This is a genomic window from Pseudomonas sp. TWR3-1-1, assembly GCF_049896545.1.
In the GTDB taxonomy this organism is placed as follows: Bacteria; Pseudomonadota; Gammaproteobacteria; order Pseudomonadales; family Pseudomonadaceae; genus Aquipseudomonas; species Aquipseudomonas weihenstephanensis.
Window position 1 is genome coordinate 199,767 of the sequence record NZ_JAFCUO010000003.1, and the last position, 22,004, is coordinate 221,770.

Annotated in this window: 15 protein-coding genes, 3 tRNA genes and 1 riboswitch; of the genes, 3 read left to right on the forward strand and 15 right to left on the reverse strand. The window is 57.2% G+C overall.

Annotated elements, in window-relative coordinates:
• From ACP7A4_RS09570 to ltaE, 7 genes are all read right to left on the reverse strand, one after another.
• Positions 1 to 77: transfer RNA gene (locus ACP7A4_RS09570), tRNA-Arg, on the reverse strand.
• Between the two features lie 69 nt (positions 78 to 146).
• Positions 147 to 223, reverse strand: a tRNA-Arg gene (locus ACP7A4_RS09575).
• A gap of 107 nt (positions 224 to 330) precedes the next feature.
• Positions 331 to 421 (reverse strand) — tRNA-Ser (locus tag ACP7A4_RS09580).
• Between the two features lie 61 nt (positions 422 to 482).
• Complete coding sequence (gene csrA, locus ACP7A4_RS09585; protein WP_003175645.1) at positions 483 to 671, reverse strand: carbon storage regulator CsrA; 189 nt, start codon at positions 669 to 671, stop codon at positions 483 to 485.
• A gap of 187 nt (positions 672 to 858) precedes the next feature.
• A complete protein-coding gene (locus ACP7A4_RS09590; RefSeq protein WP_048399856.1) occupies positions 859 to 2,094 on the reverse strand; it encodes an aspartate kinase in 1,236 nt (411 codons plus the stop codon).
• 83 nt (positions 2,095 to 2,177) lie between these two features.
• On the reverse strand, positions 2,178 to 4,796 hold the full coding sequence (gene alaS, locus ACP7A4_RS09595) for an alanine--tRNA ligase (RefSeq protein ID WP_426246552.1): 2,619 nt from the start codon (positions 4,794 to 4,796) through the stop codon (positions 2,178 to 2,180).
• Positions 4,797 to 4,942: 146 nt separating this feature from the next.
• Positions 4,943 to 5,947 (reverse strand): low-specificity L-threonine aldolase, encoded by a 1,005-nt coding sequence (gene ltaE, locus ACP7A4_RS09600; protein WP_426246554.1) that lies wholly within the window; start codon positions 5,945 to 5,947, stop codon positions 4,943 to 4,945.
• A gap of 214 nt (positions 5,948 to 6,161) precedes the next feature.
• Positions 6,162 to 6,332: riboswitch (FMN riboswitch) on the forward strand.
• Positions 6,333 to 6,461: 129 nt separating this feature from the next.
• Here ltaE and ACP7A4_RS09605 point away from each other — a divergent pair.
• Both ACP7A4_RS09605 and ACP7A4_RS09610 read left to right on the forward strand, forming a co-directional pair.
• Positions 6,462 to 6,974 carry a 6,7-dimethyl-8-ribityllumazine synthase gene (locus tag ACP7A4_RS09605; RefSeq protein ID WP_048363484.1) on the forward strand — a complete coding sequence of 171 codons (513 nt, stop codon included), beginning with the start codon at positions 6,462 to 6,464 and terminating at the stop codon, positions 6,972 to 6,974.
• Between the two features lie 152 nt (positions 6,975 to 7,126).
• Complete coding sequence (locus ACP7A4_RS09610) at positions 7,127 to 8,632, forward strand: M91 family zinc metallopeptidase (RefSeq protein WP_426246556.1); 1,506 nt, start codon at positions 7,127 to 7,129, stop codon at positions 8,630 to 8,632.
• Here ACP7A4_RS09610 and astE read toward each other — a convergent pair.
• From astE to ACP7A4_RS09645, 7 genes are all read right to left on the reverse strand, one after another.
• Positions 8,617 to 9,639 carry a succinylglutamate desuccinylase gene (gene astE, locus ACP7A4_RS09615; RefSeq protein WP_426246558.1) on the reverse strand — a complete coding sequence of 341 codons (1,023 nt, stop codon included), beginning with the start codon at positions 9,637 to 9,639 and terminating at the stop codon, positions 8,617 to 8,619. The two genes, ACP7A4_RS09610 and astE, sit on opposite strands and share 16 nt — an antisense overlap.
• A 13-nt stretch (positions 9,640 to 9,652) precedes the next feature.
• Entirely contained in the window at positions 9,653 to 9,940 is a 288-nt protein-coding gene (locus tag ACP7A4_RS09620) for a hypothetical protein (RefSeq protein WP_059763205.1), read from the reverse strand.
• Between the two features lie 63 nt (positions 9,941 to 10,003).
• Positions 10,004 to 11,350, reverse strand: a complete 1,347-nt coding sequence (astB, locus tag ACP7A4_RS09625; RefSeq protein WP_203303273.1) for an N-succinylarginine dihydrolase — start codon at positions 11,348 to 11,350, stop codon at positions 10,004 to 10,006.
• 127 nt (positions 11,351 to 11,477) lie between these two features.
• Positions 11,478 to 12,944: a succinylglutamate-semialdehyde dehydrogenase gene (astD, locus tag ACP7A4_RS09630; RefSeq protein ID WP_177332378.1), complete on the reverse strand. Its 1,467-nt coding sequence runs from the start codon at positions 12,942 to 12,944 to the stop codon at positions 11,478 to 11,480.
• Complete coding sequence (gene astA, locus ACP7A4_RS09635; RefSeq protein ID WP_059763208.1) at positions 12,941 to 13,978, reverse strand: arginine N-succinyltransferase; 1,038 nt, start codon at positions 13,976 to 13,978, stop codon at positions 12,941 to 12,943. The genes astD and astA overlap by 4 nt, the downstream gene beginning before the upstream one ends.
• A 54-nt stretch (positions 13,979 to 14,032) precedes the next feature.
• A complete protein-coding gene (aruF, locus tag ACP7A4_RS09640; RefSeq protein WP_059763209.1) occupies positions 14,033 to 15,052 on the reverse strand; it encodes an arginine/ornithine succinyltransferase subunit alpha in 1,020 nt (339 codons plus the stop codon).
• Between the two features lie 141 nt (positions 15,053 to 15,193).
• Complete coding sequence (locus tag ACP7A4_RS09645; protein WP_426246561.1) at positions 15,194 to 16,414, reverse strand: aspartate aminotransferase family protein; 1,221 nt, start codon at positions 16,412 to 16,414, stop codon at positions 15,194 to 15,196.
• A gap of 409 nt (positions 16,415 to 16,823) precedes the next feature.
• Between ACP7A4_RS09645 and ACP7A4_RS09650 the strand changes: the two genes are divergently transcribed.
• Positions 16,824 to 20,987: a dermonecrotic toxin domain-containing protein gene (locus ACP7A4_RS09650; RefSeq protein WP_426246563.1), complete on the forward strand. Its 4,164-nt coding sequence runs from the start codon at positions 16,824 to 16,826 to the stop codon at positions 20,985 to 20,987.
• A 3-nt stretch (positions 20,988 to 20,990) separates the two neighbouring features.
• Here ACP7A4_RS09650 and argR read toward each other — a convergent pair whose 3' ends face one another.
• Positions 20,991 to 21,971 (reverse strand): transcriptional regulator ArgR, encoded by a 981-nt coding sequence (gene argR / locus ACP7A4_RS09655; protein ID WP_203303271.1) that lies wholly within the window; start codon positions 21,969 to 21,971, stop codon positions 20,991 to 20,993.
• Between the last annotated feature and the right edge of the window lie 33 nt (positions 21,972 to 22,004).

Genomic DNA, 22,004 nt, shown 5'->3' on the forward strand with positions numbered 1-22,004 from the left:
TGGTGCACTCGACAGGATTCGAACCTGTGACCGCTCGGTTCGTAGCCGAGTACTCTATCCAGCTGAGCTACGAGTGCAAGTGTGTTTTTTAGACCAGACCACCCTGGTTGAAGCCAAGTTAACTACCGGAGCAACTAACTCTTAAATGGTGCACTCGACAGGATTCGAACCTGTGACCGCTCGGTTCGTAGCCGAGTACTCTATCCAGCTGAGCTACGAGTGCATTTGAAGCTGCGTATTATAGACCGTTGAATCTCTCTGCCAAGTGTTTTTTTCAATAAATTCAACAACTTACTGAAATGGCTAGATTCGAACGTGCTACATGAATAATGGCGGAGAAGGGGGGATTCGAACCCCCGACACCCTTTTGAGATGTACTCCCTTAGCAGGGGAGCGCCTTCGGCCACTCGGCCACCTCTCCGCAACACGGGGCGTATAATAACCAGCCTTTTCCCCGTATGCAACCAAAAACTTAAATAAAATTAAAGACTTGGTTCTTCGTCCTTTTCTTTCTTGATCCGAAGGTAGATTTCCTCCCGGTGCACGGCCACTTCCTTGGGGGCATTAACACCGATTCGCACTTGGTTTCCTTTGACGCCGAGCACGGTCACAGTAATTTCACCATCGCCTATGATCAGGCTTTCTGCGCAACGGCGAGTCAGAATCAGCATACGTTTCTCCTCACGCTATTCATTCAGGGACAACAGTCTGCAAAAAAAAAGGGCTTCGGCCTACTAGCTAAACAGCTATAGCCCGACGCTCCTTAAGTATTGACCAACATGACGAAACAAGAGGTCTTCGTTCACATTCATCAAAAAAACAAAGGGCGCGGTTCAACCGCGCCCTCCGGGTTATGCGTCATTCACCCTGTCGGGCAGGTGCATCCAATTCAAACGCCGTGTGCAGCGAGCGCACAGCCAGCTCCAGGTACTTCTCTTCGATCACCACCGACACTTTGATCTCAGACGTCGAGATCATCAGGATGTTGATGTTCTCTTTGGCCAACGATTCAAACATGCGACTGGCCACACCGGCGTGAGAGCGCATGCCCACCCCCACGATAGACACCTTGGCAATTTTGGTATCGCCGACCACCTCACGTGCGCCGATCTCGCGCGCCGTATTTTCCAGCACCGTTTGGGCTGCACTGTAATCGTTACGGTGCACGGTGAAGGTGAAATCGGTGGTGTTATCGTGCGCCACGTTTTGCACGATCATGTCGACTTCGATATTGGCCGCACTGATCGGCCCCAAAATCTTGAACGCCACGCCCGGGGTGTCTGGCACGCCACGGATGGTCAGCTTGGCTTCGTCGCGATTGAACGCGATACCAGAAATGATCGGCTGTTCCATGGATTCCTCTTCATCAATAGTAATGAGGGTGCCTGGACCCTCCTTGAAGCTGTGCAAGACGCGCAGCGGGACGTTGTACTTGCCGGCGAACTCGACCGCACGGATCTGCAACACCTTGGAACCCAGGCTGGCCATTTCCAGCATTTCTTCGAAGGTGATTTTTTCCAGCCGCTGAGCCTGCGCCACAACCCGAGGATCGGTGGTGTAGACGCCATCGACGTCGGTGTAGATCTGGCACTCATCCGCCTTCAATGCAGCCGCCAGGGCCACACCCGTCGTGTCAGAGCCGCCACGGCCCAACGTCGTAATGTTGCCCTGCTCGTCTACGCCCTGAAAACCTGCAACCACAACCACACGCCCAGCCTTGAGGTCTGTACGGATTTTCTGGTCGTCAATTTTCAGGATGCGGGCTTTAGTGTGCGAACTGTCTGTAAGAATACGCACCTGACTGCCGGTGTAGGACACCGCCGGGACGCCGCGCTTGTTCAGCGCCATCGCCAGCAGGCCAATCGTCACCTGCTCGCCGGTGGAGACAATCACATCCAGTTCACGCGGCAACGGCTGATCGCTGATCTGTTTGGCCAGCTCGATCAGGCGATTGGTTTCGCCGCTCATCGCCGACAACACAATCACCAGGTCATGCCCGGCTTCACGGAACTTCTTAACTTTATCGGCGACCTGTTCGATTCGTTCGACAGTGCCGACCGAGGTGCCTCCGAATTTCTGTACGATCAAAGCCATTTCAAAGCAGCCTCAGCCCCTAAAGGGCGCCCATTTATCATTCAAACCACGCACTGCCACTAGACGACAGCGCGTTCTGGACCTCAGATACCCTGCTCGACAAATGGCACAGTCAGGGCCAGCGCGGCGTCCAGAGCTGCGGCATCCACACCGCCACCTTGCGCCATGTCCGGGCGACCACCGCCCTTCCCGCCCACTGCCGCAGCAGCCTGCTTCATCAAATCACCGGCTTTGAGTTGGCCAGTCAGGTCTTTGGTTACGCCTGCAACCAGTACAACCTTGTCTTCATAAACCCCACCCAGCAGGATCACTGCACGGCCGAGCTTGTTCTTGAGCTGATCTACCAGCGCCAATAGCGCCTTGCCATCTTGACCGTCCAGGCGAGCGGTCAAGACGTTCACGCCTTTGATGTCCACAGCCGACGACGACAGATCGTCACCGGCAGCGCTTGCGGCCTTGGCCTGCAATTGTTCCAGTTGTTTTTCCAACTGACGGTTACGCTCCAGCACAGCCGACAGTTTGTCGACCAGGTTTTCGCGTGAGCCCTTGATCAGGCTTGCCGCTTCCTTGAGCTGCTCTTCAGCGGCGTTCAAGTAAGCCAGTGCAGCAGCGCCCGTCACCGCTTCAATACGACGAATACCCGACGCTACACCGCCTTCGCTGGTGATTTTCATCAGGCCGATGTCGCCGGTGCGCTTGGCGTGAATACCGCCGCACAGTTCCACCGAGAAATCACCGCCCATGCTCAATACGCGCACGTTATCGCCGTACTTCTCGCCAAACAGCGCCATCGCGCCTTTTTGCTTGGCGGTTTCGATATCGGTTTCTTCGGTTTCAACCGGGGTGTTCTTGCGAATCTCAGCGTTGACGATGTCTTCCAGCGCCTTGATTTGCTCAGGCTTGATCGCTTCGAAGTGACTGAAGTCAAAACGCATGCGCTGACTGTCAACCAACGAACCTTTCTGCTGTACGTGTTCGCCCAGCACTTTGCGCAACGCGGCATGCAACAAGTGCGTCGCCGAGTGATTCAGCGCGGTTGCGTGACGTACATCGGCATCCACTTGGGTATCAACGCTCTCACCCACTTTCAGGCTGCCTGTCGCTACCACGCCGTGGTGCAAGAACGCGCCGCCGGTCTTGGTGGTGTCGCGCACATCAAAGCGCGCAGCACCTGCTTGCAGGTAACCGCAGTCGCCCACCTGGCCGCCTGATTCGGCGTAAAAAGGCGTTTGATCAAGAATGACCACACCTTCGTCGCCTTCATTCAGGAACTCGACCGATTTGCCTTCTTTATAAAGCGCAATGATCCTGGCTGAGGCCTGCGTAGCGTTGTAGCCGATAAACTCGGTGGGCACGTCAACTTTGACCAGCGTGTTGTAATCCAGGCCAAACGAGCTGGCCGAACGCGCACGTACGCGCTGAGCTTCCATTTCGCGCTCGAAGCCAGCTTCGTCCACGGTCAGGTTACGCTCACGGGCGATGTCGGCCGTCAGGTCCATCGGGAAGCCGTAAGTGTCGTAGAGTTTGAACACCACGTCACCCGGCACCACGGTGCCCTTGAGCTCAGCCAGGTCCTGTTCGAGGATTTTGAGGCCCTGCTCCAGCGTCTTGGAAAATTGCTCTTCTTCTGCCTTGAGCACGCGTTCAATGTTGGCCTGCTCGCGCACCAGCTCCGGGAAGCCTTCGCCCATTTCAGCCACCAGTGCCGCAACGATCTTGTAAAAGAAGTTGCCGGTTGCGCCCAGCTTGTTGCCGTGGCGGCACGCGCGACGAATGATACGGCGCAGTACATAACCGCGACCTTCGTTGGACGGCAATACGCCATCAGCGATCAAAAAGCTGCACGAGCGGATGTGGTCAGCCACGACCTTGAGCGACGCCTGGCCTTCGTTGGCGCAGCCGATGGCCTCGGCCGCCGCTTTCAACAGGCTCTGGAACAAGTCGATGTCGTAGTTGGAATTAACGTGCTGCATCACCGCACTGATCCGCTCCAGGCCCATGCCGGTGTCGACCGACGGCGCTGGCAACGGATGCAACACGCCATCGGCGGTGCGGTTGAACTGCATGAATACGTTGTTCCAGATTTCGATGTAACGGTCGCCGTCTTCATCCGGCGAGCCCGGCGGGCCACCCCAGATATCCGGGCCGTGATCGTAGAAAATCTCGGTGCACGGGCCGCACGGGCCGGTATCGCCCATGGTCCAGAAGTTGTCCGAAGCGTACGGCGCACCTTTGTTGTCGCCAATGCGGATCATGCGCTCAGCGGGAACGCCGACGTCTTGGGTCCAGATGTCATAGGCTTCATCATCGCTGGCGTAAACAGTTACCCAAAGTTTGTCTTTAGGCAGCTTGAGTACGCCAGTGAGGAAGGTCCAGGCGAAATTGATCGCGTCTTTCTTGAAGTAATCGCCAAAGCTGAAGTTGCCGAGCATTTCAAAGAAGGTGTGGTGACGTGCGGTGTAACCGACGTTTTCCAGGTCGCTGTTCTTGCCGCCGGCACGCACGCACTTCTGGCTGCTGGTTGCACGGGTATAGGCACGTTTTTCCTGACCCAGAAAGCAGTCCTTGAACTGGTTCATCCCCGCGTTAGTGAACAGCAGGGTCGGGTCGTTATTCGGCACCAAGGAGCTGGAAGGGACACGGGTGTGACCTTGCTCCTCGAAGAAGCGAAGGAAGGCTTCACGGATTTCTGCGCTTTTCATAGGTTCTTCCACGGAGGCTGAGGCCAGAGGCAAGTCAATCATGTCGCTCGACAGTGCGACTCGCAAAGGGCCGCATTATATCGGCCCTGCGCCTTGGGTACAGCGTGTTTATACGATAGGCACATGCAATTGGACGGCTTGCGCGCTCATTGGCGGTTAAATTCACCAAAAACCGTGACCACCTGCTCAATCTGACTGCGACTGACATCCATGTGCGTCACCATTCGCAAGCGCGGAGCAGCACTCAACGTGATCCCGCGCTCAGCGGCAAAGGCCTTGAGCGCCTCTGCACGATCACCCAATTGTGCATACACCATGTTGGTCTGCACGGCTTCGACCTCATAACCACACGCGCGCAAGCCTTCAGCCAGATACGCGGCGTTGGCGTGGTCGTCTGCCAGGCGCTGGACCTGATGATCCAGCGCATATAACCCAGCGGCAGCTAACTGACCCGCCTGACGCATGCCGCCGCCGACCATTTTGCGCAAGCGCCGGGCCTTGGCGATCAGGTCCGCCGTGCCGCACAGCACCGACCCCACCGGGGCGCCCAGCCCTTTGGACAAACACACCGAAACCGAGTCGAAGTGGCGGGTAATATCGCCTGCATCCACACCCAGCTTGACCGCCGCGTTATACAACCGCGCGCCATCCAGGTGCAGCGCCAGGCCATTCTCGCGGGTCAAACGACTGGCCGCCGCCACATACGCCAGCGGCAACACCTTGCCCTGCATGGTATTTTCCAGCGCCAGCAAACGCGTGCGGGCGAAATGAAAGTCGTCCGGTTTGATCGCCGCTGCAACCTGAGCCAGGTCCAGCGAACCATCTGCCTGCACTTCCAGCGGTTGCGGCTGGATCGACCCCAGCACGGCAGCCCCGCCGCCTTCATATTTGTAGGTGTGCGCTTGCTGACCCACGATGTATTCATCGCCTCGCCCGCAATGCGCCATCAGCGCCAGCAAATTACTCATCGTACCGCTGGGCACAAACAGCGCCCCGGCAAACCCCAGGCGCTGGGCCATTTCGGCCTCAAGCTTGTTGACCGTCGGATCTTCGCCATACACATCATCGCCCAGCCGCGCGGCAGCCATGGCCTCGCGCATACCAGTGCTGGGTTGGGTCACGGTGTCGCTACGAAGATCGATAACAGTCATTGCAAGCCTCGGCCATGTGAGATGAGCATCAGATGCTAATCGGGGAAATCCCTGTCGAACAGGATTACTGCGGGTTCAGCCGGCATTAATCAAGCGATTGCGTCACAAATAACCGATAAAACCATCTGAATCTTTGATAGCTATTAGCCAAAAGCAGCCATGCATCCTTCAAACAGATGTGATACAAAATGCCCGCCGCCAGAAAGGCTGGTGGCAACGTTCTCAGGGCGGGGTGCAATTCCCCACCGGCGGTAATTGCGCGCAATGCGCATAGCCCGCGAGCGCTTGGCAGGTCCGAAGGCTTCGGCAAACGACTTGGCAAGGTCAGCAGACCCGGTGTGATCCCGGGGCCGACGGTCATAGTCCGGATGAAGAGAGAACGGGATTGGCGCCAAAGGGCCGTCAATCAGACGGGGGGTGTCGATGCGCATGCGCACGCACCGCCTGTCTGAACGCACCCTTAAATCCCATTCGATTCATATGCCCTGTTTTTCACACAAACAGGAGTCAGAACATGCAACCCACCGCAATCGACAGCAAAAGCAAAAACCACCACAACGAGCGCGTCGCGTTTATCCAGGCCGCCTGGCACAAAGAGATTGTCGACCAGAGCCGTAAGGGCTTTTTGGCCGAGATGCTGGTGCAGGGCTACCAGGAAAGTGACATCGATTTCTTTGAAGTCGGCGGCGCATTTGAAATCCCGCTGCACGCCAAGCTGCTGGCCAAAACGGGCCGCTATGCCGGCATCGTCGGCGCGGCCCTGGTAGTGGATGGCGGTATTTATCGCCACGACTTCGTTGCCCAATCGGTGGTCAGCGGCCTGATGCAGGTTCAGCTGGAAACCGAAGTCCCCGTGTTCTCGGTCAGCCTGACCCCGCACCACTTCCACGCCGGTGAAGAGCACCAGAAGTTCTTCTTCGACCACTTCGTACACAAAGGCGAAGAAGCAGCGAAAACCTGCGTTGATACGCTGCATAAAATCCGTGCCATCAAGCGCATGGATTCCCAGCAAAAGCGCGCCGTGTAACCCCTGACCTCTCGACTGGCCTGGCCATCAGATCAGTCGAGAGTCACGCGATAACTATCTAAAGCACAGCTCGGCACTCGAAGCGCTTCAATGGCCTGTAACGGGGGAATCCCCCCCTTGACCCTTGAACATAACGCCTCGGAACTTGAACTATGCGCCCCACACCTCCCCCCGTAACATCTGGCCCTGCGCCTGCCATCCATCAGTTTGACGTTGACGGTGGCGCCAAAGCCCCGCCAGACCGGACCGAAACCGCAGTTTCCAATCCGCTGCCACATATTTCTGAAACCACTGTGCGCAGCATTCTTCATATTGGTGACAACGCGACCATCATCCGCTACGTCACTGAAGGGGTTTTGTATCCCACACCCATTGATCGACTGGTATTCACTGCAACCTCGCCACACGCCTCCATCTTCGTAACCCAAGGCAGCCACGACACACTGACAATTGACCTCAACCACGAGCGTTATAGCGTCAAACCTGCCAGCGACAAACAGATGATCGAAATTCACACCCGCAATGGTCACGACACGGTGTACATCGTCGACACCCTTAAAAACCCGTTCCACATTGAAACCGGTGCAGGCAATGACACCGTTGTCACTAACGCGCAACACGCCACTGTACTGACCGGCGACGGCAATGACATCGTGATGACGGGGGCTGGAGACAGTTATATCAATACCGGAGCCGGCAATGACATTGTGAATGCCAGCAGCGCAGGCACTACGGTTGCTTATACGGGCAAAGGTGCAGACTTTTTTCGTGGCGGGGCTGGCACTAACTTTGTCGATACCGGTGATGGCGATGATGTCGCGGTCGGCGGTCCAGGCCACAACATATTATGTGGCGGTGATGGCGACGATCTACTCACCGCAGGTTCCGGGTCTAACGTTATCTACACGGGCAAGGGGCAAAACATCCTTGACGGGATCAAGGATAACGACAAAATTTTCACCGAAAGCGCCCCCAGTTACATAACGGACGGAACACCCGACGGTCGCGCAACAACTAAAAATTTGCCCGCTCAGGCCAACACGTACGTGATGACAGTCACCTCAACCCCTCTGTCAGAGTCAGGTTTGATTATTCAAGGCAGCGAAGCGTTTATTGAGCGTGTTCAGGATGATTTGAAGTTGCTGCTAGGGTCTGCCAATGGGCAAAAACTGATAACCGAGCTGACCAAAAGTATTCGTAAAAGCCAAAAGCCCATCACCATCGCCGAGCTCAAGCACGTAAACAATGGCCTTTACATACCCAACCTGGGCGACGGCAGGTCTTACATTGAGGTAGGCCAGGCAGGCCTCCCGGACTTTGGCGGTACGGTTTATTACAACCCTTCATTCGCCACGCCACACGCAATCCCCCTCACTGCGCTCTACCATGAACTGTGCCACGCCTATAACTATGTGACGGGAACGCAGTTTTCAGGCGCCAGCCCAGACGGGCACGGCGGGGTCAAACAAGCCCCGCAAATCAATAATATTGAGTTGCAAGCAGTGGGCCTGCCGTGTGGCGTAGAGCCTTTTGACTTCGATAAAGACCCGGCCACGCCGCCCACCACGACCAACCCCAAACCTTACAGCGAAAACGGTATGCGTGAAGAGCTCGGGCTGCCCTTGCGCAAAACCTACATTCGTTACTCAACGGACTGATCGATACCTTTCAAAGTGGCAGGCTCGATAATCATCCCGGCGCGCAACCCATTCTTGACCTTAGGATTGGGAAAGATAATCCGCGCGCCCTTCTCCTCGATCGTCCAACGCGTGTTACCTGCATCTTCGGCCAGCAAATAGCCCTTGCTGAGTTCAGAGAAGTTTTCGACATCGGCCGGCAGGTGCAGGATAAAGGCCTCACTGTGCTTGATCACTTCACGGGCCACGCTGAACAACTGCAAGCCTTCCAGAGAGGCATCTGCCAGTGAGGGTTCGGTGCTTTCAATGATTTGCTTCAAGCACCGTCTGAGACGATCAACGTTCACCCCTGCGTTTTGCCCGAACGGGCGCGCCTTGCCCAACTCAAGGGTGAATGCTTCGGCCCCCAACTGGTCGTAGGTGTAAGCACTGAACACAATCGACGGTTTGTTTTGCAACAACACCGCAGCCATACCTGCTGCGTGCAGCCGCGCCAGCTCCCGACGCGAATGAACGCGACCTTCTTTATACGGATAAAGCGCGAATTGCTCTATTTTCGAGCCGCGAATCGCCGTGTGCAGGTCGTAATGCAGCCGCGTGCGATCCGGCGCATTGAAGAACGCCTGCGCCAGATGCTCCAGCTCACAGGCACGCAAGGCTTCAGGGCCACTGCTGCTTTCATGGCGACCGTTAAACAGTCGATTGAGGTCTTCTTCGACAAAACGCGCCCCGGTACGCATGGCACCCGGATTACCGAACAAGAAAAGAATGCGCGCACGCGGCTTTATTTCTGCGCGTGCAATGCTCTGCAACAGGCGATCAAGCAGCTCGATCGGCGCTGTTTCGTTACCGTGGATGCCCGCCGACAATAACAAGTCCAGGCCATCGTCCTTTCCTTGCGCCGGCGTGACTTCCAGTGCGCCTTCACTCAGCCAGCGCAAGCGCACGCCATCGGCGGTCAGTTGAATTTTCTGCGCCGGTTCACGACCAGCCAGTGTCAGTTCAAGCAGTTTGCCGAGGGCGAGCATAGTGCATCCTTAATCAGTGATTGCAGTCTGGACCGTGTACGTGACCGTCTTCGTCATCGCCCAGGTCAGCCGGTTCCATTTCCAGTTGCAGGCTTACAAGGTTAGTTGCCAAAGGACGCAGCAGCAGGTTGGCGTATTCGGCGTCGCCTTCTTCTACGTCGACACCGATCAACAGTTGGCCACGACCGTCTTGTTGAATCCACAGCTCTTTACCCTGCCACATGACCGCAACGCGGGTGCAGGAGGTTTGCAGTTGCGTGCCGTCGGTGTCTTCAAGGATCAGTTGCAGGGAATCGCTCATAATTTCGTACTCATTGGAAAGTGAAGTGGCAGTGCAGGCAAATTAAAACCCGCCTGCCGGTGTTCAATTGATCTGGAAAGGGTAAACCGCGCCCAGTTTAAGGATTTGTGTCAGTTCATCCAGCGCCGTCCGGCATTCAAGCAACAACTGCGGGTCAGCCAGGTCGCTTTCGCGCAGCGCGTCGCGGTAGTGCGTGTTCACCCACTGGGTGAGCGCGTCATACAACGCAGGCGTCATGATAACCCCCGGATTGACCGCCGCCAGTTCAGTTTCTTTCAGTGCGACGCGCAGACGCAGGCAGGCCGGGCCACCACCGTTCTGCATGCTCTGCTTAAGATCAAACACCTTGATCTCGCGGATCGGACCGCCCGCAGCCGTCAAGCCTTGCAGGTACTGCCAGACACGCGGGTTGGCGCGACACTCTTCTGGCACGATCAGCAGCATCGAGCCGTCAGCACGGCTGAGCAGCTGACTGTTGAACAGGTACGAGCGCACGGCGTCTTCGACCGCCACTTGATCTCGCGGCACACAAATGGACTGGAAATTGCCCCCGCGCGCGCTCAGCTTTGCTTGCAGCTCAGCCAGCATCTGATCGGTGTTCAGGAACGCATCCTGGTGATGGAACAGCAATTCGCCATTACCTACCGCAATCACGTCGTTATGGAATACACCCTGATCAATGACCGCCGGATTTTGCTGCGCAAACACCACACCCGCCTCGCTCAAACCGTGAAGGCGGGCGACCGCTTGCGACGCTTCGAGGGTCTGGCGCGCCGGGTATTTTTGCGGCGCCGGGTAACGGCTGTCGAACGCGCTGCGCCCGAAAACAAAAAACTCAACGCCCGCCTCACCGTAATCTCGGCAAAAGCGCGTGTGGTTAGCCGCGCCTTCGTCACCAAATTGAGCAACCGCTGGCAATGCGCCGTGATGCGCAAAGTGCTGCTGATCCGCAAACATCGCGCTCAGCACACGGCTGGTGGTCGGGTGCTCGATGCTGCGGTGAAATTTGCAATTGAGGTTGGCTGCGGTGAAATGCACACGGCCATCTTGAGTGTCAGCGCTCGGGCTGACGGTGGCAGCATTGGCTACCCACATGCTCGACGCCGAGCAACTGGCGACCAGCAACGGCATCGCCTCTTTGGCAGCCTGTTGAATGACGTGTGCGTCCGAGCCACTGAAACCCAAACGGCGCAAGGCGCTCACGTCCGGGCGCTCTTGGGGTGCCAGTACGCCCTGGACAAACCCCATGTCCATCAGCGCTTTCATTTTTTCCAGACCTTGGAGCGCCGCTTCCTTGGGGTTGGAAGCCTGCTGGCTGTTGCTCTGGGAGGCGACGTTGCCGAACGACAAACCGCCGTAGTTATGGGTCGGCCCCACTAAACCGTCAAAATTGACTTCAAAGGACTTCATCAGCGAGGCTCCGGCAAACGGTTGTTATAGGCATCAATCACACAAGCCCCGTAGGCGCTGGTGCTGGCTGCGATCCTGTTCTGAAGAAATCGCAGCTTTGGCCCGCACATACAGGTTAAAGGTCAGCTTACAGATGCACACCCGGCGTCAATGCCGCGGGCAGTGCCAGGGTTGGCGTTTCCAGCGAGGCCACCGGATAGGCGCAATAATCGGCGGCGTAATACGCACTGGCACGGTGATTACCCGATGCGCCGATGCCGCCAAACGGCGCGCTGCTCGCCGCGCCCGTCAGTTGTTTGTTCCAGTTCACGATGCCTGCGCGGCTTTGCAGCCAGAACTGCTGATAACGCGCTTGGCTGTCCGACAATAAACCCGCTGCCAAACCGAACGCCGTGTTGTTGGCCTCAGTCATGGCCGCGTCAAAGTCAGCGTAGCGAATCACTTGCAGCAACGGCCCGAACAGCTCCTCATCGGAGCGTTCACTGACTTCGGTCACGTCGATAATGCCCGGAGTGAGCAAAGCGGCATTGGCGTCTGGCTGGCTCATTTCCAGCAAGGCCACAGCCCCAGACCCGAGTAACAGTTCTTGAGCATCCATCAATGCGCGGGCCGCGCCCAACGAAATGACCGAGCCCATAAATGGCGCAGGCTGCTGGTCGAACGCTCCGACCTCGATACTCTGGCTGACCTGCACCAGACGGCTCAGCAAGCTGTCGCCCCACGCACCTTCGGGCACCAACAAGCGCCGTGCACAGGTGCAACGCTGGCCGGCCGAGATAAAGGCGGATTGGATGATGGTGTAAACCGCCGCTTCCACATCCGCCACCTGATCGACCACCAGCGGGTTATTACCGCCCATTTCCAGGGCCAGGATTTTATCCGGGCGACCGGCGAACTGTTGATGCAAGGCGTTGCCTGTGCGGCTCGACCCGGTAAAGAACAAGCCATCAATGCCGGTATGCGCGGCCAATGCGATGCCGGTGTCCCGCGCGCCTTGCAGCAAGTTCAACACGCCCGCAGGCAGCCCCGCTTCAATCCAGCACTTGACGGTCAACTCGGCCACTTTAGGCGTCAGCTCACTGGGTTTGAACACCACGCTGTTACCGGCCAGCAAAGCCGGGACGATATGGCCGTTGGGCAGGTGACCCGGAAAATTATACGGACCAAACACCGCCACCACACCGTGAGGTTTGTGGCGCAACACAGCGGTGGCATCGCCCAGCGGGCCGCTCTTTTCTCCAGTGCGTTCGCGGTAGCTTTGCACCGAAATAGCCACTTTATTGATCATGCTGGTGACTTCAGTCGCCGATTCCCACAGCGGCTTACCGGTCTCTTCGCCGATGCAGTGGGCCAGTTCGTCAGCGTGGGTTTTGAGGCTGGCAGCAAACGCCTCCAGCACACTCAAGCGCTCTTCAAATGAACGGGTGGCCCATGCCGGGAATGCCTCACGCGCAGCCTTCACCGCGCCATCCACCTGTTCAGCATTCGCGCCATTGCCTGTCCACAGCACCTGTTGGGTGACCGGGTTAAGCGATTCAAAGGCTTCGCCCAGGCCGTTTTGCCAGGCGCCTGCGATGTACAACGTGCTCATTATTTCGACTCCCGTGGGGCCACTGACTGGGCAGACAAGGTGACGGCGCGCACTTGATCGCCCGCACTCAATTGCAACCGCTTGGCGGTCTGTGGATCAACCACCAGGGTGCCCGCCGCCAGACGCGCAGGTGCCGCCGTGATGCGGCAGTCCTCGCGCTTGCGGTTGTGAATCAGGTAAGGCGTGGCGTCGTCGCCCGGAGTGCCGATGGCCAGCACCAGCGCTTCGCTCTCGCGCACTGCACGGATCTTGCTGGTTTCACATTCCACAGCCGGGCCGGCGTCGAAAATGTCGACGTAGCCCTGATAGCTGAAGCCTTCGCTTTTGAGCATGTTCAGCGCAGGCTCTGTGTGGGTGTGCACCTTGCCGATCACCGCACGCGCTTCTTCAGACAGGAAACAGGTGTAAACCGGAAACTTGGGCATCAACTCGGCAATAAAGGCTTTATTGCCCACACCGGTCAGGTAGTCGGCCTGGCTGAACTCCATCTTGAAGAAGTGCCGCCCCAGGCTTTCCCAGAACGGCGAGCGTCCCGCTTCGTCAGACATGCCACGCATTTCAGCAATGATTTTGTTCCCGAACAGCTCAGGGAATTCTGCGATGAACAGCATCCGCGCCTTGGCCAGCATCCGGCCATTGAGGCCAGTACGATAGTCGGCGCCCAGGAACAACGAGCACAACTCTGAATTGCCTGTCAGGTCGTTCGCCAAAAACAGGGTCGGGATTTCGCGATAAATATTCAGCTCTTGCGAAGCGCTGACGGTCAAACCGACCCGGAAGTTGTACCACGGCTCGCGCAAGCCCACGGCGCCAGCAATGGCAGAAATACCGACGACTTTACCGTCGTCGTTTTCCAGTACAAACAGATAGTCGGCATCGCCGCGCTCCGCTTCGCCCCGGAAGGTTTTCTCAGCCCAGGTCACACGGTGCAGCAAGCGTTCTTCGTTGGCCGGCAAGGTGGTCAGGCCGGTGCCGGTGCTGCGGGCCAGTTCAATCAGGGCCGGTAAATCGCTGTTGCGTACAGGACGAACGATCATGCTATCTCCTCAAACGGGTTCGCTGACGAACCTCGCGACACTCGCTCAAAGGCGTTAAACCGCAACCACTCGCACGCTGGCACCTTCGCCCACGCCCAGTGCTTCGGCCGCTTGCAGGTCCAGCGTGACCGGTTTGCCCGGTGCCCAATCAAGCTCTAGCAACACCGCCCGGTAATCCTGAAGCTGGGCGTTGGCGACCAGGTACTGACGACCGCCGCCTTTGCTCAGCTCACCGATTTTGACCGGTACTACCCGGCTTTGAGCGATTGAGCGGATGCCCGATACCCGCGCATGCAGGGTCGGCCCGCCGTCGAAAATGTCGATGTAATGATCGGTTTCAAAGCCTTCGCGCATCAGGATGTCGAAGGTGATCTGCGCACGCGGATGCACTTGCCCCATGGCTTCTTGAGCCGTATCGGGCAGCAGCGGTACATAAATCGGGTAATGCGGCATCAGTTCGGCGAGGAAGGTACGGCTTTTAAGCCCGCACAGACGTTCGGCGGCGGTGTAATTCAGGTCAAAGAAGTTACGCCCGATCGCATCCCAAAACGGCGAGTCGCCATTTTCATCGCTGTAACCGACGATTTCAGTCACCACCGAATCGGCAAACCGTTCCGGGTGGCTGGCCACAAACAGCAGTCGCCCACGGGAGTTGAGTTCGGACCATGCCGAGCCCACCAACTGCGGAACCACATAGAAACTGGTGAGCAGGCTGTTACCGGTAAGGTCATGGCACTGCGACAAGACGTGAATCTTGTTGTGAATCTTCAGCTCACGCGAGGCGTGGACAAAGGTCTCGTTGCGAAAACTGTAAAACGGTTCTGAATACCCGGCCGACGCGACAATCGCCGAGCAACCCACCAGTGCGCCGGTGGCCGTATCTTCCAAAACAAAGAAGTAGCTTTCTTCGCCATTGAAGCTGACTTCTGCCGCGAACGAGGCTTCGGAGGCTGCGATCTTGTCGCGCAAGCGCTCGATATCGTCCGGCAATGAAGTGACACCAATCGGGCTGTCCGCAGCCAGACGCTGTACCTCGCCCAGATCAGCCATTTGCGCAGGGCGCATCACCAGCATGGTGTCACTCCTTAATCCAAAAAATAAAAGGGGGGGGAATTCGCGCATCACCGGTAGATGCGAGTGTGCTCGCATTCAAGCGGCGCCCTCAGACACACGCGTGTCTGAGGGCGCACTGCTACGAGTAATGCAGGGGCAAGTTCAGGCTTGTGTCAGGGCTTTTACAGCGCGCTCAAAACGATTCAAGCCTTCTTCGATATCAGCCTCTTCGACCACCAGGCTTGGCGCGAAACGCACCACGTCGGGGCCGGCTTGCAAAACCATCAGGTTTTCTTTTTCAGCGGCGTTGAAAATATCCTTGGCCTTGCCCTTCCAGGCATCGCTCAACACGCAGCCAAGCAAAAGCCCTAAACCACGCACTTGCGTAAACAGGCCATATTGCTGGCCAATGTGCTCAAGACGGGTTTTGAACAGCTCGTGTTTGGCTTTTACCCCACTCAACACTTCAGGCGTATTGATCACATCGATCACCGCGTTGCCGACAGCACACGCCAGCGGGTTGCCGCCGTATGTGGTGCCGTGGGTGCCGACGACCAGATGCTTGGCCAACGCTTCGGTGGTGAGCATCGCGGCAATCGGGAAACCACCGCCCAGGCTCTTGGCACTGGTGAGGATGTCAGGCGTCACGCCGTAATGCATGTAGGCAAACAGCTCACCGGTGCGGCCCATACCGGTTTGCACTTCGTCAAAGACCAACAGCGCGTTGTGCTGGTCACACAGCTCGCGAGCGCCTTGCAGGTAAGCCTGCTCAGCGGGCAGCACGCCGCCTTCGCCCTGAATCGGCTCCAGCACAACAGCGCAGGTCTTGTCCGAAATCGCCGCTTTGAGGGCGGCCAGATCGTTGAACGGTACGTGGGTAATACCGGTGATTTTTGGACCGAAGCCGTCGGAGTACTTCGACTGCCCGCCAACGTTGACCGTGAACAGGGTGCGACCGTGAAAACTGTTGAGCGCGGCAATGATTTCGTACTTTTCGGCTCCGAAGCGGTCATGCGCCACACGACGGGCCAACTTGAAGGCCGCCTCGTTGGCTTCAGCACCCGAGTTGCAGAAAAACACACGCTCGGCAAAAGTCGAGTCCACCAGTTTTTTAGCCAGGCGCAGCGCCGGCTCGTTGGTGAACACGTTGGACACATGCCAGAGGTTGTTCGCCTGCTCAGTCAACGCACCGACCAAGGCCGGATGTGCATGGCCCAGCACGTTGACGGCAATGCCGCCGGCGAAATCAATCAGCTCGCGACCCGACTGGTCCCACACTCGGGAACCGGCTCCGCGCACGGGGATGAATGCCGCAGGTGCGTAGTTGGGAACCATGACCTGATCGAAATCGGCGCGTTGTACCGGGGCTTGCTCAACGGACATCGGAGTCTCCTGAAGAGGAACGCCTGCCTAAACTGGCAAGCGATGAGGGATTGTAAGGACACACGGGAGCCAAGCCTTGCCGCCAAGCGACAACTTCTTATAGCGCTCAACCATGATTTTCCAAGGCTTGCGGCAATGCGACATATTGCGTCACAAAGGCGCAGTTTAAACGCTTGGTCATATTTACGGCAGCGTATTACCCGATTGATTGCAAAACCCGTATGCCCAAAGCGATAGCGCAGCGCGGTGACCACGAGCGCCTAACCCCCCTCATACGAACCACACGCCGGGGATGATTTTTTCAAATAAATAAAACTACATAGATATATGAACACCCCTGTTTTTTAAGCTTATTTGGCGCCCGAACGCCTCATACACTTAAACAACAATCATTCATGCAGACCCCTTCATGTCCCTGCCCACTGCTCTGCCTCTGACACGCACCCCGCCCCTTGAACCGTGTGTTGACTCAACGGCCCCTGCGTTTCATTACGAAGTGATCAAACAATTGCTGCCTGACTGGGCGCTGCATTCACCCGCTCACAAGCGACGTCTTTTAAAAGACGTCATGCCGCGCGCCCCTCGAAACACTCATGCCATCGCGCCCCCTCAGCGAACAGCCCTGAATCGCGCGCACATCGCCCACTGGAAGGCACACAGTGACGTGGAGCAATCTCTGGAGACGCTGCTGGACATCTATGGCTTTGCAGAGCCGATACTCAAACAAGCCTTGCACAGCCAATACAACGTCGACCTGGCACTCGACCTGAAAGAGACGTTCATCAACCTGTACATCCCGATAAAACTGCCGCTGTTAAACCTGGACTCAGGGGCTTACAAAACCTGGAAAGTCTCAATCCTTGACGCTGCCCTGCACAACTTCGAACAGTTTGAAACCGAGGTCAGTGCCCACGCTGCCGATTCCGGTTTTATTATCAAACCCACCACCGCCGGGTATTACAAAACCCTGGACACACTCACGGCGCAACTGCCCGTGCCGGGTTTCATCGAACTGTGCCGCCAACTGGATTTAGGCGGCCAGTACAAAACTCATCTTGAACAGCAACTGGGCATCCACAATAAAAACCGGGAGCTCACCCTTAAAACCAAGGTCAGGCACCAGCAAAGAACCGCATTCGAGGCCGCCATGCACTACGCACTGGCGCAAGGTGACATAAGCCAAAGCATGTTCGAATCGCTCTCCAGCCCCGGTCAGGCCGCTGCGTGGACGAGCACATTGCCTCCCGCCCTGTCCATGTACAGCCTGACACTGCTAGGGGCAGAGTTAACCGGGGTACTGGTGTTTGCCCACCCGGCATTAAAGCCTTCGCATAACACTGAAGTCGTCATTTACCTGCCAGATGATCCACAACACCCACTTAAACGGTATGCCTCGATGCCTGAGTGCCTGGCAGCGCTGGCGCAAAATTTACGCGATGAACACTATCAGCACTACTTCAGCCGGTTCATTGGCCACGCTCAACTGGGCCTCTTTTTCAGCACACTCAAGCGCTCGTTGTGGCGCACCCTGAGTGACCCGGCACGCGTTCCGCAGGGCCGGCCAGAAGACTATCCGCCCGAAGTTCGCATCGTACCGATCGAGCACCCGGTACTGGCCTTTACCCTCCTGGAAATCACCCAAGACTACACAGAACACCTCTACCAAAAAAAACGTCAGAAAATACTGGCTGACGCCCCCTTAATTGCCGTGCCCACCGACACCGAAGACCAAAAAACCCGGCACGAGCGCAAAGCGCGGCTAAAAGCCATTGCCGAGACTGTGCTGACCGCCATCGAGTTCGTGGCCGCGCCGTTTATCCCTGTATTGGGGGAGCTGATGCTGGTGCAAATGGCCTGGCAAATCGCTGATGACACCTATGAGGGGATTCGGGATTGGTCGCAGGGCAAAACCCTGGAAGCCTGGGACCATTTATTCAGCGTGCTGGAAACCGTGGTGCAGACGGCTACTTTAGCCGCTGGCGGCAAAGTCATCGGCGAGGCCCTGACTATCAAGCCCTCCCCCTTTGTTGACAGCCTGAAACGGGTGAACCTGTCGAACGGTGAAGCCCGACTTTGGGAGCCGGACCTGAGCCCTTATGAACACACCGCACCCCTGCCCATTCACGTACAACCGGACGAGGCCGGGATCTATGTGCACGACAGCGCCCTGCATCTGCGCCTGGAAGGCAAAACCTACCAGATCGAGCCGGTATCACGTCCACCCGGCTACCGAATCAAACACCCTGCACCGCACAGAGCCTATTCACCCCGCTTACATCACAACGGCTCGGGGGCCTGGATCGCAGAAACAGAATCCCCGCTTCAATGGAGCAACGAGCAACTGTTCAAACGCCTTAGCCCTCGTAACAGTGAGTTTTCCGAGATTGAAGCTTCGCGGATTCTTGCGATAACCCAAACCGATCCAGCCGTGCTTCGTCATGTGATCAGCAACGCGCTTCCTACACCCGCACTGTTGGCCGACACACTACAGCGCTTCAGAATTGATGCGGACATCGAGCGCTCCATTGCCCGAATGCAAAGCGGCGATCCCGCCCTGTATCGCTTGGTCGACCCGCAAACTCAACTGCAACTCCTGACCCAGCCGGAACTATGGCCACCCTCCCGCGTGATATCAATTGTCGACGAGCAAGGCCAGGTGCTAACCCAATACCCCTCAGCCGCAACCCCGGGATCACGCATCACCGTGCCCGAATCAAACATGCGTGACGGCGAGTTAGTGACCTGCGTGCTCCAGCAACTGGAAGACAGCGAAACCAGGCGACTGATTGGCACAAGCCCAGCCTCTGCTGACCCTCTGCCCAAGATGCACGAAAGGAGCGCTCGGCTTTATCGGCGCCTGGCAGACCTTGCCCGCATAAAACGCACCGAACTGTTTGACTCGCGCTACCAGTCCCTTGAGCTTCGAGGCAGTGCCGAGGTCACGCTGTTGCAAACAGCACTTCCAGGCCTGCCAAACCATGCCGCCAAAGAGTTGATCTGGCATGCCAGCGGCGATGAAATACTGCAATTGCTCAATGAAAAAACCATTGCGCCACGCCTTCTGGAGGAGGCCCGCTGGCAATTAATGGAAAGCCGGATCAACCGCGCTTACGAAGGCATGTTCCTGGACGCAATCCACACCCCGGACAGTGAATGGCTGACACTCAAAACCCTAGAAGCCATGCCTGGCTGGTCCCATGAGGTGCGGCTGGAAATTCGCGAAAACCATTTTTCCGGCCCCCTTCTCAACAGTCTCGGCGACGAAACCGCGGCTATTCGTAAGGTTTTGATCAAATCCGAAAACCGCTACAGCGCGCGTGATGCGCTTAACCGTGAACTGCACGGCCCGGACGATCTCTACAGCGCCCTGCTCCACGCGTTACCTGACCATGAGCGCCAAGCCCTTGGGTTCCTGCACCCAGGCCAGGGCTCAGCCCTTAAAGAGCGCGTTCGGGCCCAACCTTTGTTGCCACGCTTGAACGTTAGCGCCCATTTCGACCACCCGGTGATTGCCATGGACTTCAAATCCCCGATGGCGCTGGTGCATGGTCGCGCCAGCTATCCGTTGTTGGGTGCCGATGCGCCCCACACCTCCCACTCACGCCTGGAGACGCAGGTGCATGAGCTTTACCCAACCTTGAACGCACGAGAAAGAGCCCGCGTGATGGCCTCGCTGCCCGACACCGGGAGCAAGGCCAGAGCCAGGCTTGGCGAACTGGAGAGGGAACTCATGACGCTGCGCGATGATCTGGAAACCTGGACCCTGAACGCTCCCGCTGTCAATCAACGAACAGGCGACATCCTCTCCCCCAGCTCATTGGTGGCCAGAGTTCAGGACAGACGCGCATTCAGCCAAGAGCTTAGAAGGGCCTGGCAACGGCAAACCGCATTCGACAACCATTACGCAGACCCTGCCCGGGATGGATTCGAACTGATATTTACCCGGTTGATTCTTGAAGACATGCCGACTATCAATGCGGACTTCAGCCACATTACGTACCTGTCTTTGAATGGCATGGGCCCTGTCACCGGTATCAATGAGTTTCTGCAAAAATTCCCTCGATTACGCGCACTGGAACTGAGGGGCTTTGAACTAGACCTCTTACCTGACGCGGTGTTTTCAATGCAAAACCTGACAGAGTTACGCCTGGAAAACTGTGCAATCACCCTGACCCAAGACAGCGCCGCGGGCCTGGCCGCACTTGAGCACCTGGAATACATTGACCTGGACCACAATCCGCTCAACATAACCCCCAACTTCGGCAATATGCCGAACTTGAACACCCTTCATTTATGCAACACAGGCCTGCGCGAGTTCCCCGTCTCCCTCCTGGCGCTCTCAGAGTTAGAGGTCGTCGATTTAAGCGAAAACCTGATTACCGAGCTGCCCAGTGAGCTTTTCGAGTCCGCGGCATTTATCACCGAGGCGCTTGATCTGGAGGACAACCCTCTGTCACAGGCAGCCCTGAGCCGTGTACGCGAATACTTCAGTCAAACTGGATTTGACATGAATATCGCACTTGAAGACGCCGACGGTATCGCTGCGGTTATCCTTGCGGAACCAGACGAATAAGCTTCAGCCGCGCTCTGCGGGCGCCGAGGACAATTCAAAAGGGCTGCTGCTGCGACGCTGGTTACGGTCTTCACGAGGTGTGGCACCGAAGAAATTACGATAGGCGCTGGAGAAGTGCGGCCCTGACGAAAAACCACACGACAAGCCGATCTGAATGATCGACTTGCTGGTTTGCATCAGCATTTGCCGGGCCTTGTTGAGGCGTAGTTCAAGGTAGTACTGGCTGGGTACGCGATTGAGGTACTGCTTGAATATCCGCTCCAACTGGCGACGGGACACGCACACATGCTGGGCGATTTCGTCGGTGGTCAGCGGTTCTTCAATGTTGGCTTCCATCAGCAACACAGCCTGGGTCAACTTGGGATGACTCGAACCCAGGCGGTTTTGCAGCGGAATGCGCTGACGTTCACCGCCTTCACGGATGCGCTCCACCACCAACTCTTCAGAGACCGCACCCGCCAACTCAGCACCATGATCCCGGGCAAGCACTGCCAGCAATAAGTCGAGCACCGACAAACCGCCGCAGGCGCTGAGGCGATCACGATCCCAATCGAACAAATGGCTGGTGGCAATGACTTTGGGGAAACGCTCCGCGAAATCATCCTGCCAACGCCAATGCACTGCTGCACGATAACCATCCAGCAGGCCCAATTGTGCCAACGGGTACACCCCGGCTGACAAACCACCAATCACGCAACCCGCTCGCACCACCTGCTTCAGGGCGCTGCCCAGTGCAGAGGCCACGACCAGCGGTGGCTCATCGGCCAGCAAAAACAATTTTTGACAGCCTTCAAGCTTGCCCGCCCACGGCTCACCCGGCAGTTGCCAGGCGCCTTCTGCTGGCGCCTCGGCCTGCAAGAACACCAACTCATAAACGACTTCAGGGTGCACGCGCTGAGCAACACGCAACGCTTCCTCGGCCAGCGCCAGGGTCAGCGCTTTGGTGCTGGGCCAAATAAGGAAACCAATTCGATGGGCGGTCATAGCGTGCTATCCGGAACAAAACGAGAGAGAGAA